The sequence below is a fragment of the Arthrobacter sp. NtRootA1 genome (assembly GCF_019976975.1).
GTDB classification, from domain to species: Bacteria; Actinomycetota; Actinomycetes; order Actinomycetales; family Micrococcaceae; genus Arthrobacter; species Arthrobacter aromaticivorans.
This window is the reverse complement of sequence record NZ_AP024630.1, coordinates 4,272,359-4,286,287: the sequence shown is the minus strand read 5'-3', so window position 1 is coordinate 4,286,287 and position 13,929 is coordinate 4,272,359. Positions and strand designations below refer to the sequence as shown.

Genomic DNA, 13,929 nt, shown 5'->3' with positions numbered 1-13,929 from the left:
CCCCTGCCTTCAAAAGTGGCCCCACCAAAAGCGAACAACGCATCTTGCCTTTGCGCTGAGGAGAGCATACGCCGAAAGCGGGCTTAAGTGACCGGCAACACACAAAGGTGACGTCCCGTGAAACCCCATCTGATTGGCAGTAGTGGTTGTTCTGAGGGCTTCGAACAACCACTACTGCGAGCTGGTTGGGCTCAGCGCTCCGGGGTGAGGGTCTTTGAGAACAGCACAGCTCCGTTGGCGTTGCGCAGGCTCGCGGTGAAGGTGCCGTCTACGGCGAGGTCCACGTGCCCGAAATATTGGTTCTCGCCATCCCTCGGGGACTCACCCGGGAAGCGCCCGGCCTTTGAGAACACGACTTCGGGTCCAAACGTTCCGTCCATGTCATTCGGACCGAACGAGCCCGCGTTGATAGGGCCAGCCACGAACTCCCAGAAGGGATCGAAATCAGTGAAGGATGCACGTTCGGGGGAGTAGTTATGGGCTGCGCAGTAGTGCACGTCCGCCGTTAGCCACACCGTGTTCTTCACGCCGTACCGTTTGAAGGCACTCAATACGCCCGCGATTTCCAGTTCGCGGCCGAGGGGAGCACCGTTGTCCCGGTTGGAGAGGCTCTCTTGGTTCACAGGCCCATCCGGAACGATGATGCCCAGCGGCAGATCGGCTGCGATCACCTTCCACGTTGCCTTGGATTGGCGTACTTCCTTGATGAGCCAGTCCACCTGTTCCTGGCCCAGGATGTTGGTGGCGTACGGCTCCTTGCCGTCTGTGTTGGGGGACTTGTAGGTCCTCATGTCCAGGCAGAAGATATCCAGCTGCGGGCCGCGCGCAATCTTCCGGTAGATGCGCGCAGGTTGGTACTGCCCGGCGTCGAACGTTCCTGGGCGCCATAGCGCCGCGGAGTCTGCGATCGGCATGTTCTCCTGCCAGGCCTGGCGCCCGCGGGCGGCCAGGACGTTCACGTTGCGTTCGGTGTAACGGGAGTCGTCCAGGATCTGGCCGGGGTACCAGTTGTTGTGTGTCTCGTGGTCATCCCACTGGGCGATCACGGGAACCTCGGCGAACATGCTGCGCATATTCACGTCCAGTGAGTTGTAACGGTGACGACCCCGGTATTCCGTGAGTGTCTCGGCGACCTTGGAGACTTCCTCGGTGACGATGTTCCCCCACACTTGGCCGTCTTTCTCCGTGACCGTGGCGGCAATGGGGCCGTCGGCGTAGATGGTGTCGCCGGAGTGGATGAAGAAATCCGGGCGCGTTGCGTGCATTGCCTGGTAGCCACGCATGCCGCCGATCTCCTCGTTGATGCCCCAGCCCTGCCCTGCAGTGTCGCCGGTCCACACGAAGGACTGGGAGGCCGACGATGGCCTGCCGCCCCCGCGCGGGTCTTCGGGGCCGCCGTTCCCGGATGAGTCCGGCGCCGTAGTGAACGTTCCCTTGACTGAGTCGCCGAGGCCGTTCTCGTCCTCGAAGTTCAGTTCCAGGGCGAAGCGGGTCCCCGCAGGAAGTCCTTTGGCGTGGATCTTGGCGGTGAAGTCGCTGGCTTCGGTAGCGAGGGGGCCTTGGATGGTGCGGCTGAATCCGTAGCGTCCACGGAGGATTTCGCCCGCGCTATCCACTGCCTGCAGCCGGGCGCTCAAGCGGCCCGGGCCCGAAGCACGTGACCAGAGGACAGCGGAATCGGTGGTGACATCCCCGGTGGCGATTCCAGTCGGGAGTGTGAGGCGGTTGCGGACCAAGGGGATAGCAGCGGGGGCAGGCGCGGCGGTACCGGTCGCCAGGCCAGCCAATGCCAAGCCGGTTAAGGATGTTTTGACGAGGGTGCGGCGTGAGAGATCAGTCATGGCTCCACTGTTAACGGCTGCCGTGAACAGAGTGTGAGCCTCAGGTGAAGGAAACGGAACGAGTACCGGTGCTCGCCTAAACAAGTGGCTTATCCCGGAAAATTGCGTACTACCTAGTGCTAATTCAGGACATCAAAGAAAAAGACGAGTATCTGCTACTCGTGCGGTGCCAATGGCCGATTCTTAGCATTAAGTTCCCTAGGGTTTCTGAAATTCTGTTCCGCCGGCTCAGCGGTGGTTCGCTCCCTCGCACGTGACGAGTGGGGCTCCCATCACACTTCTGTGCTATCGCATACGCCCCTCCCTTGGGACTTCTGCGTGCTCAGACAACAGCCACGGATCTGGGACATCTAATGAACATTTACAATGACGAGCTTCAAACTACTCTGTCAAAGAACGCGCCCCGCGGTACCTTGCTGCCGGGGTCCCGCAAAAATAAAGTCCTGCTGATCGCAATTGCCATCATTGTTGTTATAGGACTAATTCCGTTGATTTTTGGGGTTCTTTCACAGGCAAACAACCCCGCAGCCGATGCGGGCCAGAATGTGTCCAGTGAACAACTGGCGACCCCCCAGGCCTCAGACTCCAGCCCGGCCACGCCCGCTGCGAGTGAAGCAGCAGCGACACCCGCAACCGAAGCCAAGGTTCCCGCCGTCGAACCGGCCGTGGCCGCGGCGCCGGCTGCAGAACCTGCACCGGCCGCACCCGCGCCGCCAGCGGTGGATACCAACCTCTATACGGTTGTCGCCGGAGATACCGTGGGCTCCATAGCTGCCCGGTTCGGGGTGAACATGAACGAGATGTTGGCTGCCAATGGATTGAGCGGCTACTCCGTCATCGTGCCCGGCCAAGTCCTGAAGCTTACTGGACCAGCGGTTCCACTGATCGAGCCGGCACCGGCGCCCGCTGCCGCCCCAGCCCAGGCCGCCGCGCAGGCCGCTCCGGCGCAAGCCCCTGCTCCCGTAGCCGCGGGCTGGACGATCTACGTGGCTGGATCGGGAGGCCAGAGCCTGGTGGACGCGTGCATAGGGCCGATCCATTACACTCCCACGGACGCCTACGCACTGTTCATCACCGAGCACGACTTCTGTGGAGGTTGGGCACGCTTCTCCGGCATCGGTGTGGGACAGACGGTGAACATCCCAGGCTACGGCACGTACACAGTGACCGGAAGGGGCCAAGTCCCCAACCCCGGAACCACCAACAATGTGGCGGCTGTCTTCGGCGGCTTCCCCGCGGTTGTCCTGCAGACCTGCATTCCCGGCACGAGCCAGATGTTGGTGATCGGACTTAACTAGTAAGGCAGCTAACCTAGGCCGGCGCCGTAAGGCGTGCAAAGCGGAGGATGCCCAGGATGGCCGGGGCCAACTCATCCTCCATCTGGTGGTAGACCTCTTCCGCTCGGCGGTAGGGGTCTACCACGTCGTTGTCGGCAGGATCGGCGGCGAGGGCAAGATGACGGACGGAAGCGGCACGGGCGGGAAGAGCCCGCCAGAATTCCACGATGTCGCCCTCCGGAACAACATCACCACGCGTCTCCAGGACGGCAAGCATCCTCGCAAATTCACGGATGGTGAACGTTCGCTTCAACAAGGAGGCATCCAGCTGAAGGACTTCGCCCCGGTGCCTGGACGTCATTGCCAGCACAAGGTCGGTTTCCCGGAGGATCTTCTGGTTGAGCTGCCTGGCCGCGAAGTTGTCGGGGCTGCCCCGGAAGGTGCTGATCATCTTGGCCGAGAGGGGTTGAATCGGCTCTCCGACCATGGCGCGTGTGCCGGCGCTGCGAACCTCGAATGATCCTGGGCTTGCGTGGTTGAGGCCCGCCTGCAGCAGCCGTTCCGCCACAGGGGAACGGCAGATGTTCCCTGTGCAGACAGTGAGGATCCTGAAGGGCTGGGGCGATTCCACGTGAGGCTCTTTTCTTGCGGGGGCTTGGGACGGCTCAGGTCCCATCCCAAGTTAACACGGGCAGCAAAGACCACCTTGTCACAACGCCCAGCTGCACCCATGCCCTCGTCATCAGCCCTTGATGTCTCACTGAACGCTTGACTGAAAACGTCCGCTCCGCATATTCTGAACGAACGGTCGGTAATTTATTAGGAGCAACCATGGCATCGCAGAATCTGCAATCAGTGCCCGCTGAGCTGTCCCCGGAAGAGCAGGAGCGGGAGGCAGCCGGGAAGGCGTACTTTGATCGCATCATTTCGGAAGACTCGCGCATCGAACCGCGCGACTGGATGCCGGAGGCTTACCGCAAGACTTTGCTGCGTCAGATCTCGCAGCACGCGCACTCGGAAATCATCGGCATGCAGCCGGAAGCCAACTGGATCACCCGCGCTCCCAGCCTGAAGCGCAAGTCCATCCTTATGGCCAAGGTCCAGGACGAGGCAGGCCACGGCCTGTATCTCTACTCGGCAGCTGAGACCCTGGGCCAGACCCGGGACAAGATGATGGAAGACCTCATTGCCGGCAAGGCCCGGTACTCGTCGATCTTCAACTACCCGGCGATTTCCTGGGCGGACATGGGAGCCATCGGTTGGCTCGTGGATGGCGCGGCGATCTGCAACCAGGTACCGCTGTGCCGGGCCTCGTTCGGTCCTTATGGACGCGCGATGGTGCGCATCTGCAAGGAAGAGTCCTTCCACCAGCGCCAGGGTTTCGAGATCCTGCTGGAACTGTCCAACGGCACGCCTGAGCAGAAGCAGATGGCCCAGGAGGCCGTAAACCGCTGGTACGCGCCGTCGCTGATGATGTTTGGCCCGCCGGATGATGACTCACCCAACTCCAAGCAATCCATGGCCTGGAACATCAAGAGGTTCAGCAACGATGAACTGCGCAGCCGGTTCGTCGGCATGATGGTGGAGCAGGTCAAGGTCCTCGGCCTGACCCTGCCTGACAAGGACATCCGTTTCAACGAAGAAACCAAGAAGTGGGAGCACGGACCCCTGGACTGGAACGAGTTCAAGGAAGTCTTGGCCGGCCGAGGCCCCTGCAACTCGCAGCGCATCGAGCGCCGCCGTGAGGCACACGAAAACGGTGCCTGGGTTCGCGAAGCCGCCGTTGCCTACGCCCGCAAGCAAGCACAGAAGGAACACGCAGCATGAGTCCTCACGGTAACCCGGAAGAACCGGCAAGCTCGGCCAGCGAGATCAAGCGCGAGGCCCCCAAGGTCGCGGCGACTACGCCGGCGGAACAGCAGCACCACGAGGCCCCGTGGTCCTTGTGGGAGGTCTTCGTGCGCTCCAGCCGTGGCCTGTCCCACGTGCACGCCGGGTCCTTGCACGCTCCTGACGCCGCGATGGCCCTCAGGAATGCCCGCGACCTTTACACGCGTCGTAATGAAGGCGTCTCTATCTGGGTGGTCCCGGCCGAGGCTATCTCCTCCAGCGATCCCGATTCCAAGGGCGCCTTCTTCGAGTCCCCCCAGGGCAAGGACTACCGCCACGCCACGTATTACACCAAGAGCGAAGGCGTGAAGCACCTGTGATGACTGACAAAGACACTGACTTCGCCATTGAAGGCCACGGCGACATCTCCGTGGGCGTCCAGGGAGCCGGAGCTTCCGGTGACGGTTCAGCCAGCGCTACCCGCATCACGCCGGGCAATGCCCTCCGCCCGGAGGACATCGCCCTCGAAGTACGGCGTGGACAGGTCAAGCCAAGCGAGGACGTGGCGGAATTTGCCCTGAGGATCGGCGACGACGGACTGATCCTGGCGCAGCGCCTGGGCCACTGGATTTCCCGTGCTCCTGAGCTTGAGGAAGACATCGCGCTCGGCAACATCGCGCTGGACCAGTTGGGCCACGCGCGCTCGTTCCTGACCTATGCGGGTGCCGCGTGGGACAAGTCCGAGGACGATCTGGCCTATTTCCGCCGTGAGCACGAGTTCCGTTCTGCGCACCTGTTCGAGCAGCCCAACGGGGACTTCGCGGTGACCATCGCCCGCCAGTTCATCGTGAGCTACTACCAGTACGAGCTCTACACGGCCCTCACCGCATCCAAGGACGCCACCCTGGCAGCCATCTCCGCGAAGGCCGTGAAGGAAGTGGATTACCACCGCGACCACAGTGCCCAGTGGGTACTGCGCCTGGCTGGCGGCACGGACGAATCCCGCGCCCGCATCATCCAGGGCTTCAAGCTCGTATGGCCGTACGTGGACGAACTCTTCGAAGACGATGAGCTGACCACCCGCTTGGCCGAGGCCGGCGTGGCTGTCCAGCCCTCAAGCCTGCGCGCTGGGTTTGACCGGCTCACCGGCGAGATCATGGCCGAAGCCGAACTGGACATCCCTGCGGTTCCGCAAGCACTGGGAGGCGGCCGCCGCGGCAAGCATTCCGAATTCCTGGGTTACATCATTGCTGAAATGCAGGTCCTGGCCCGCGAGCACCCTGGCGCGAGCTGGTGACCATCATGGCAACGCAGGTAAGGACACAAGAGCAGCGGGCGTGGGACATTGCGTCCACGGTCTGCGATCCGGAGATCCCGGTCCTCACCATCGAGGACCTCGGCATCCTCCGCGGCGTTCACGTCGTCGAGGCGACGGACGGGCAGCAGCTCACGGACAAAGCGGACGACGGCGGCACCTCACGTACCGCCGTCGAGGTCACCATCACGCCCACGTACTCGGGCTGCCCGGCGATGGACGCGATTGGTGACGACCTGCGGAGGGCCTTCGAGAAGGAGGGCTACGCAAGCGTGCACATCAACCTGGTGCTGTCCCCAGCCTGGACCACCGACTGGATGACGGAGTCCGGCAAGGCCAAGCTGCAGGAATATGGGATCGCGCCCCCTACGGGCCGTGCTGCCGCCGGCGGGCATTCAGGTCCCGTTCGTTTGAACCTGGCCGTGAAATGCCCACAGTGTTCTTCGCTGAACACCAAGGAGCTCACCCGCTTTGGTTCCACGTCCTGCAAGGCGTTGTTCGTCTGCCAGGACTGCAAGGAACCGTTCGACTACTTCAAAGTCCTCTAAGGAATTCCATGACCACCGAAACCCAGACGGCCAGCCGCCGTCGTGCGTCTTTCCATACCCTGACCGTCTCGGACGTCCGGCGCCTTACGGACGACGCAATCGAGGTGACGTTCGCTGTTCCTGCCGAGCTGGCCGGTCAGTATGACTACCTCCCTGGCCAGTACGTCGCGCTGCGCACCACGCTGCCCGATGAGCAAGGTCAGCCGCACGAGGTCCGCCGCAGCTACTCGATCTGCGCAGAGCCGCGCACTTTCGCGGATGGCAGCAGCGAGATTCGGGTGGCCGTCAAGAAAGACCTTGGCGGTGTCTTCTCCACGTGGGCCAATGCCGAGCTGAAGGCCGGCGACGTCCTTGACGTCATGAGCCCGCAGGGCGCGTTCATTTCACGGCACGGCAAGGACGGCTCGTCAGTCCAGCACAACGTCATGAACTCCATGAACCACCCGGAGGAGTTGGCGGGAGAGCCCGGGAACTTCGTTGCGATCGCTGCGGGTTCAGGCATCACGCCCGTCATGGCGATTGCGCGGACGCTGCTGGCCGCCAATCCCGAGACCACGTTTGACCTGATCTATGCCAACAAGGCCGCAATGGACGTCATGTTCCTTGAGGAGCTGGCGGACCTGAAGGACAAGTACCCGTCGCGCCTGGCGCTGCACCACGTTTTGTCCCGCGAGCAGCGGATCGCCCCGTTGATGACCGGCCGCATTGATTCGGAGAAGCTGCAGGCCTTGCTGAGCAGCGCCATCCATGCCGAGGATGTGGACGAATGGTTCCTCTGCGGACCGTTCGAGCTGGTCCAACTGTGCCGCGACACGCTTGCTGCCCGCGGTGTGAAGCCCGAGCACGTGCGCTTCGAGCTGTTCACCACTGGTCGTCCGGACCGTCCTGAGGGTAACGCCGGCCGTCCCGTTGTGGAGGACGAGTCGAAGGAAACCTACAAGATCACGTTCAAGCTGGATGGTTTGACCGGCGATGTCGCCAGTCCCACGCACGCCCGCGAGTCCATCCTCAACGCTGCGCTGCGTGTCCGCCCAGACGTTCCGTTCGCATGTGCAGGCGGGGTCTGCGGCACCTGCCGCGCCAAGCTTGTGAGCGGTACGGTTTCCATGGATGAGAACTACGCCCTAGAGCAGGATGAGCTGGACAAGGGCTACGTCCTCACCTGCCAGTCACACCCCACCAGCGAAGAAGTTACCGTCGACTTCGACGTCTAAGGAGTCCCATGATCGAGCTCTCCATTGCCAACGGCATTGCCGAAATTGTCCTCAATGCCCCCGAAAAGCTGAACTCGCTCAACGAGGACGCGCTTGCTGAACTGGATAAGGCGTACGACGACGCCGCTGCCGCCGCCTCGCGCGGTGAGGTGCGGGCGCTGCTGCTTCGCGGAGAGGGACGGGCCTTTTGCGCAGGCCGCGACATTGCTGGCGTCACCCCCGAAACCGACGACGCGCAGGCGTACCTCGGCGGGCTGGTGGAACCGCTGTTGAAGAAGATGGCCGCGTTCCCGGCGCCCACTTTTGCTGCCGCACACGGAGCTTGCCTGGGTGTTGGTTTGGGGCTCTTGCTGGCCACTGACGTGGTGTACGTGGCGGAGAATGCCAAGTTCGGTTCGCCCTTTGCCAAGCTCGGCGCCACCTTGGATTCCGGCGGGCACTGGTACTTTACCGAGCGTCTGGGCATGCACCGGACACTGGACCTGATCTATACGGCCGACCTCATCTCTGGATCGGAGGCCGTGGAGCGCGGAATGTTCAGCCGGGCGATGCCGGATGATTCGTTGCTTGCCATGACCCGGGCGATCGTCGAACGCGTGGCTACCGGTGCGACCGGTGCTTTTGTTGCCTCCAAGGAACTTGTGGCCCACATCCGCGATCAGCGACTGGGCCTCTGGGCGTCAATGGCCGAGGAAAACACCGAGCAGGCGCGCCTCTGCAAGACCGACGACTACGCCGAGGGCTTCCGGGCCTTCCAGGAGAAACGGGCGCCGGTTTTCAAGGGGTAATCCCGAGCCCCTGCCATGGATCCCACACTTGTTCGCCCTACTCAGCGTTGCACGGGGAGTAGGGCGAACAAGGGCATCATCGGTCAGCGCCGTATCCTTGAACAATGAGCGAAATTGCGCATCCCACCGTCGCGCTTGAGGGCTATTTCGCCCGGGACTTCCCGGAGCTGGCTATTCCTTGGCGGGCGGAGGAGGCTCCTGAGCCGCAGCTTTTGGCACTGAACGAGCCCCTCGCCGTCGAACTCGGTTTTGACCCTGATTTTCTCCGCAGCCCGGAGGGCGTTCGGCTGCTGATCGGCAATGCCCTCCCGGAAGAGGCAACCCCGGTGGCCCAAGCATATTCGGGCCACCAGTTCGGCTGGTACTCACCCCGTTTGGGGGATGGCCGTGCTCTTTTGCTGGGGGAGATCGCCGGCGCTGACGGGAAGCTCCGCGACGTCCACCTTAAGGGCTCGGGGCGGACGCCCTTTGCCCGCAATGGTGATGGCCAGGCAGTGGTGGGTCCCATGCTTCGCGAGTACATCGTGAGCGAAGCGATGCATGCGTTGAACATTCCCACCACAAGGTCCCTGGCAGTCGTCGCGACGGGCCGTCCGGTTCAGCGTGAGACTCTCCTGCCGGGCGCCGTTCTGACCCGGGTTGCCAGCAGTCACCTGCGAGTGGGCAGTTTCCAATACGCCAGGGCCACCAATGACATGGATCTGTTGCGCCGTCTTGCCGATCACGCGATCGAACGCCACCACCCGTCCGCGGCGGAGGACGTCAACCGCTACCTCGGGCTTCTAAAAGGCGTCATTGCCGTCCAAGCGAAACTGGTGGCCCAGTGGATGCTCGTCGGTTTCGTGCATGGTGTCATGAATACCGACAACATGACCGTGTCTGGCGAAACCATCGATTACGGGCCGTGCGCCTTCATGGATGGCTTCGATCCGGGAGCGGTATACAGCTCCATCGATGAAACCGGACGCTACGCCTACCGCAACCAGCCGCCGGTTGCGGAGTGGAACCTTGCCCGTTTCGCCGAATCACTCGCTCCCCTTATCCACGAGGATGAAGAGCAAGCGGTGGCCCTTGCCGTCGAGGCACTGAATGGGTTCCGCCAGCAGTACAGCGCTACCTGGTTCGACGGCATGAAGGCCAAACTTGGGCTACCCGAGGGAATCGACGACGACGTTGCCTCACCTTTGGTGGATGACCTGCTTGAGCTGGTTCAAGAGTCACGTGCGGATTACACCTCGTTTTTCCGGAGCCTCGGCAAGGCAGCCCGTGGGGAGGTTGAACCCGCGCGCGGCCAGATCCTGGACCTGGCAGCGTTCGATGCCTGGCTGGAACGCTGGCGCGCTGTGACGCCGGAAGCTGACGCCATGGACCGGGTCAACCCGATCTACATCCCTCGCAACCACTTGGTGGAGGAAGCTCTTTCGGCCGCCACGCAGGGGGAGATAGGGCCAGTCGAGCGTTTGCTTGAAGCACTGGGTTCTCCGTACTGCGAAAGGCCGGGGCTGGAACTCTATGCATCGCCGGCACCGGAGAGCTTCGGGCCCTACCGGACGTTCTGCGGCACTTAGGTCTGTATTCATCTCCTTCTAACCGACGTGTTAGCGACGGATGGTTTTTAGGGCCGTTGACCAGGCAACGATTTGCTCAATGAGGACGTCCAGGTTTTCTTCCGCCGTTGCACTCGGGGTGAACGTCGTGAAACCTTCAAATTCTGTAGCAAAGGGCAGCGCCACTTGTGCCCTGACGTCTGCCATTTGGAGTTCGCCGGATATCAGGCGGAGGTTTTCCACCGCGCGCACCCCACCGGCACTTCCGTAGGAGACAAAGCCGGCAGCCTTGTTGTTCCATTCGGCGTAGAGGAAGTCGAGTGCATTCTTCAATGCCCCGGGAACGGAGTGGTTGTATTCGGCCGTGACAAAGATATAGCCATCGAATTCGGCTACGGCCCGTGCCCACGTCTTGGTGTGCTCGTGTTGATAATTCCCCATTGATGGAGGCATTGGCTCATCCAGCAGCGGCAGTTTGTAATCGGCCACGTCAAGCAGTTCGTATTCGGCACCCCCTTTGGCCGCCGCACGTTCAAGCACCCAATCGGCCACCTGCTTGCTTCGCCGTCCCGGACGGGTGCTCCCGACAACAACCGCGATCTTGACCATTTCGATCACATCCTTCAAAAGGGACTTTGAATGGACTTTTAAGTTCTCAACAATGGGGCAGGCCTCTTTCATCCATCGGAGCCGCAGTTGGAAACCTGTTCCGCAGTGAACTGAAAATTGCTGCTGAAGAAGGGACTTCTGCCTCCGCGCGCCAGGCCTCGTCGGGTCCTTGCCCCACAACATATCGAGGTCTAGCCTAAAAGCGGAAGCACGGTCCAGAGGTGGGCAGCAGCCTCCCTTTCTCGAGGAAACAGTCGATGTCGATCATCTCTGATCCCTACGTTACCGGCGATTTTCCATCGCCCGGACGAAGTCCATCCGACTATCCTCAGGCGCTCCACTTCCCGGAGATCACACCCATTCTGAACCGACACGTACTCCAGCGCGCCTCGCAAAGCCTACTGCTGTCCGCTGTTTGCGGGCCGCCCCAACAATAGGAGGAAAAATGGAAACCGTTGAAGAAACCATTGATGTCGCTGTCCCAGTGCACACTGCCTATAACCAATGGACCCAGTTTGAGTCCTTTCCCCAGTTCATGTCCGGTGTGGAGGCCGTGACGCAGCTGAGTGACACCACCAATCACTGGGTCACCAAAATCGCTGGCGTAGAGCGCGAATTCGATACGGAAATCGTGGACCAAGAGCCTGATGACCGGATCGCCTGGCGCAGTACGGACGGGAAGTCCCATGCCGGCGTCGTGCGGTTCACCCGGATGGATGATAACCACACCAAAGTTGACGTCCATTTCGAGTGGGCACCGGAAACGTTCACGGAGAAGGCAGGCGCCGCCCTGAAGATCGACGAGATGCAGGTTAAAGCCGATCTGCGGAAATTCAAGGACTTTATCGAGTCCCGGGGAACGGAAACAGGTGCCTGGCGCGGTGAAGTGGAGGATAGCGGTCCGGGCGGACAGATTTAGAAATCCCTTTCCAAAGCCGAGGAAGGCAGCATCTGATGCGAAGAGTTCCAGCGCTTGCAGTATTTGCAGTTGCCACAGTGGCTTTGGCGGGGTGTAGCGGAGGCGGGGGCAGCGCAGCAAGTCCTTCATCTGCCGCTACCTCGTCAGCCTCCGCGTCGACGCCGGCCCAGGAGAAGGTCTACAGCGAGGATCAGTTGCGCGAGCTAATCTCCGGTATGAGGGATGGAGATGGCAACGAGTTCAAGCTCTATTCCAAGTCGCAGGTAGACCAGGGTGGCAAGATCGCAGACCTCCTTTTGAGCACGGCCAGCGTGGATCCTGGGGATTGCAAGGACATCGCCACGGCGGGGCTGGTAGACAAGGTTGCACACGGAGATGTTGCTGTGGCCCTGTCTGACAGTGACCAGCCCAGGTCCCTGTCCGCGCAATCCGGTAGCGAAGGTCCGGACGCGGAAAAAGTTCTCAAGGACATCAGCGGCAAAATGGACAAATGCGCAAAGTTCACTGTGAAAGCCGTGGGCCAGGCATATGAAGTCTCCAGTGAGAAATTAGACGCGAAGACGAAGGCAAACGAAACGTTCGGAACAATCAGCACCCGTTCCGGTGAGAGCCAGAAGAAGCTCATGCAGGTCTCCGCGGCCGACGGGAGGTTGCTGGTTGTCGCCACTAAGAGTGGGCCAAGCCTGGGCGATCCCGACCAGAAGGAACTCGAAGACCTGATCAACAAAGTGCTTGAGAAAGCCGCGGGCGGTAGCGAAACTCCCAGTGAAATGATGACCAGTTCGTCTAGCAGCATGACCAGTACGGCCACTTCGTCCAGCAGCATGACGAGTTCGCCGTCGACATCGACACCCAGCATGAACACCTCGGAGGGCAGCGTTACTTCCTCATCGTCGCCAAGCACATCTCCTTAAACCGTCCAGTTAGGATCCGGTTCGCAAGCGCTTGCGTTAATCTTGCGTCGCGGCTACCGTCGTTCACATGTCGTCAACAGTGGATGCGGTTGCGGAACGCGCAAATGTCTCGGTATCAACAGTCTCGCGTGCCTTGCGGGATATGCCAGGTGTTTCGCAAGAGACGCGCAAGCGCGTGCATCGAATTGCCCAAGAGCTGGGTTATGTTCCCTCGCTGGCTGGTTCCCGCTTGGCAACTGGCCGCACGGGAGCCATCGCGATTGTCACTCCCAACCTCTCCAAATGGTTCTTTGGGCAGGTGCTGGCATCAGCGGGGCGGGTGCTTCGCCTAGCAGGCTTTGACGTCCTGTTGTACGAACTTGCGGATACTGCCGCGCGGGAGCGTTTCTTCGCCGGGTCGAGCCTCGCAGGGCGGGCTGATGGCGTGTTGGTCTTTGCCTTGCAGCCGACTCCGGAGGAGTTGGCCACCCTTGAATCCCAGAACTTGCCGCTCGCGTTTTTGGGGTCGGGAACTCCTGGAAGGTCTGGAGTTCGGGTAGACGATCACGCGGCGGGGCGGGCAGCAGCCCGGCACCTCATCAATTTGGGGCACGAACGCATCGCCTTCATCGGAATTCGCGAGGCTGCGGACAGCACCTTGGGTGGCGTCCCGCCAGCAAACCGTTTGAAGGGCTACCGCGAGGCCCTGGCTGAAGCTGGGCTGGAGCCCGGCCAGGAGCTTGAGGTCCACGAGGAGAATTCAATGGCTGGCGGCTCAAGGGCCATGTCCCGGTTGTTGTGTGCGGAAGTCGCCCCTACCGCAGTCTTCGTAGCGTCCGACGAAATGGCTTTTGGCGTGTTGCGGACCCTGAAGGCGGGCGGAATCGATGTTCCGGGCGACATGTCGGTCATTGGCTTCGATAACCACGAACTCTCCGAGATTCTTGACCTGACCACCATGGACCACTCGGTCGCCCTGCAGGGGTCCGAAACCGCGCGTCGCTTGCTGGCTTTGATAACGCCCGACGCCGGTGCGGAGCCGGATTTGGTGCTGTCCGCCCAACTGATTGTTCGCGGCACTACAGCGCCGCCATTTCCCTTGCGAGGCAGGCGCACTGTCACACCACCTGCCTAAATCAAACCCCGAA

14 protein-coding genes are annotated in these 13,929 nt (G+C 61.5%); 11 read left to right on the top strand and 3 right to left on the bottom strand.

Annotated features, from left to right (window positions below; all coding sequences use genetic code 11):
* Positions 1-191: 191 nt before the first annotated feature.
* Complete coding sequence (locus LDN90_RS19470; RefSeq protein ID WP_223946766.1) at positions 192-1,841, bottom strand: alkaline phosphatase D family protein; 1,650 nt, start codon at positions 1,839-1,841, stop codon at positions 192-194.
* A gap of 353 nt (positions 1,842-2,194) precedes the next feature.
* On the opposite strand from LDN90_RS19470, the gene LDN90_RS19465 reads away from it, so the two are divergent.
* Positions 2,195-3,139, top strand: a complete 945-nt coding sequence (locus LDN90_RS19465; RefSeq protein ID WP_223946765.1) for a LysM domain-containing protein — start codon at positions 2,195-2,197, stop codon at positions 3,137-3,139.
* Between the two features lie 13 nt (positions 3,140-3,152).
* Here the strand turns inward: LDN90_RS19465 and LDN90_RS19460 are convergent, their stop codons facing one another.
* Positions 3,153-3,749 carry a low molecular weight phosphatase family protein gene (locus LDN90_RS19460; RefSeq protein WP_223946764.1) on the bottom strand — a complete coding sequence of 199 codons (597 nt, stop codon included), beginning with the start codon at positions 3,747-3,749 and terminating at the stop codon, positions 3,153-3,155.
* A 200-nt stretch (positions 3,750-3,949) separates the two neighbouring features.
* Between LDN90_RS19460 and paaA the strand changes: the two genes are divergently transcribed.
* The 7 genes from paaA to LDN90_RS19425 all read left to right on the top strand — a co-directional run bounded on the left by paaA (position 3,950) and on the right by LDN90_RS19425 (position 10,381).
* Entirely contained in the window at positions 3,950-4,945 is a 996-nt protein-coding gene (gene paaA, locus LDN90_RS19455; RefSeq protein WP_216926377.1) for a 1,2-phenylacetyl-CoA epoxidase subunit PaaA, read from the top strand.
* Positions 4,942-5,328, top strand: a complete 387-nt coding sequence (gene paaB / locus LDN90_RS19450; protein ID WP_223946763.1) for a 1,2-phenylacetyl-CoA epoxidase subunit PaaB — start codon at positions 4,942-4,944, stop codon at positions 5,326-5,328. Before paaA ends, paaB begins: the two co-directional genes overlap by 4 nt.
* A complete protein-coding gene (paaC, locus tag LDN90_RS19445; protein ID WP_223946762.1) occupies positions 5,328-6,245 on the top strand; it encodes a 1,2-phenylacetyl-CoA epoxidase subunit PaaC in 918 nt (305 codons plus the stop codon). Before paaB ends, paaC begins: the two co-directional genes overlap by 1 nt.
* Positions 6,246-6,250: 5 nt before the next feature.
* Positions 6,251-6,811, top strand: coding sequence for a 1,2-phenylacetyl-CoA epoxidase subunit PaaD (paaD, locus tag LDN90_RS19440; protein WP_223946761.1), 561 nt, complete (start codon positions 6,251-6,253; stop codon positions 6,809-6,811).
* An 8-nt stretch (positions 6,812-6,819) separates the two neighbouring features.
* On the top strand, positions 6,820-8,025 hold the full coding sequence (paaE, locus tag LDN90_RS19435) for a 1,2-phenylacetyl-CoA epoxidase subunit PaaE (protein WP_223946760.1): 1,206 nt from the start codon (positions 6,820-6,822) through the stop codon (positions 8,023-8,025).
* An 8-nt stretch (positions 8,026-8,033) separates the two neighbouring features.
* Positions 8,034-8,813 carry an enoyl-CoA hydratase-related protein gene (locus LDN90_RS19430; protein WP_223946759.1) on the top strand — a complete coding sequence of 260 codons (780 nt, stop codon included), beginning with the start codon at positions 8,034-8,036 and terminating at the stop codon, positions 8,811-8,813.
* A gap of 104 nt (positions 8,814-8,917) precedes the next feature.
* Positions 8,918-10,381 carry a protein adenylyltransferase SelO gene (locus LDN90_RS19425; RefSeq protein WP_223946758.1) on the top strand — a complete coding sequence of 488 codons (1,464 nt, stop codon included), beginning with the start codon at positions 8,918-8,920 and terminating at the stop codon, positions 10,379-10,381.
* 30 nt (positions 10,382-10,411) lie between these two features.
* Here LDN90_RS19425 and LDN90_RS19420 read toward each other — a convergent pair whose 3' ends face one another.
* Complete coding sequence (locus tag LDN90_RS19420) at positions 10,412-10,969, bottom strand: NAD(P)H-dependent oxidoreductase (protein WP_223946757.1); 558 nt, start codon at positions 10,967-10,969, stop codon at positions 10,412-10,414.
* Between the two features lie 445 nt (positions 10,970-11,414).
* Here LDN90_RS19420 and LDN90_RS19415 point away from each other — a divergent pair, with 445 nt between their 5' ends.
* The 3 genes from LDN90_RS19415 to LDN90_RS19405 all read left to right on the top strand — a co-directional run bounded on the left by LDN90_RS19415 (position 11,415) and on the right by LDN90_RS19405 (position 13,916).
* Complete coding sequence (locus LDN90_RS19415; protein WP_223946756.1) at positions 11,415-11,888, top strand: SRPBCC family protein; 474 nt, start codon at positions 11,415-11,417, stop codon at positions 11,886-11,888.
* Between the two features lie 35 nt (positions 11,889-11,923).
* Positions 11,924-12,802 (top strand): hypothetical protein, encoded by an 879-nt coding sequence (locus LDN90_RS19410; RefSeq protein ID WP_223946755.1) that lies wholly within the window; start codon positions 11,924-11,926, stop codon positions 12,800-12,802.
* 67 nt (positions 12,803-12,869) lie between these two features.
* Positions 12,870-13,916: a LacI family DNA-binding transcriptional regulator gene (locus tag LDN90_RS19405; protein WP_223946754.1), complete on the top strand. Its 1,047-nt coding sequence runs from the start codon at positions 12,870-12,872 to the stop codon at positions 13,914-13,916.
* The last annotated feature ends 13 nt before the right edge of the window (positions 13,917-13,929 follow it).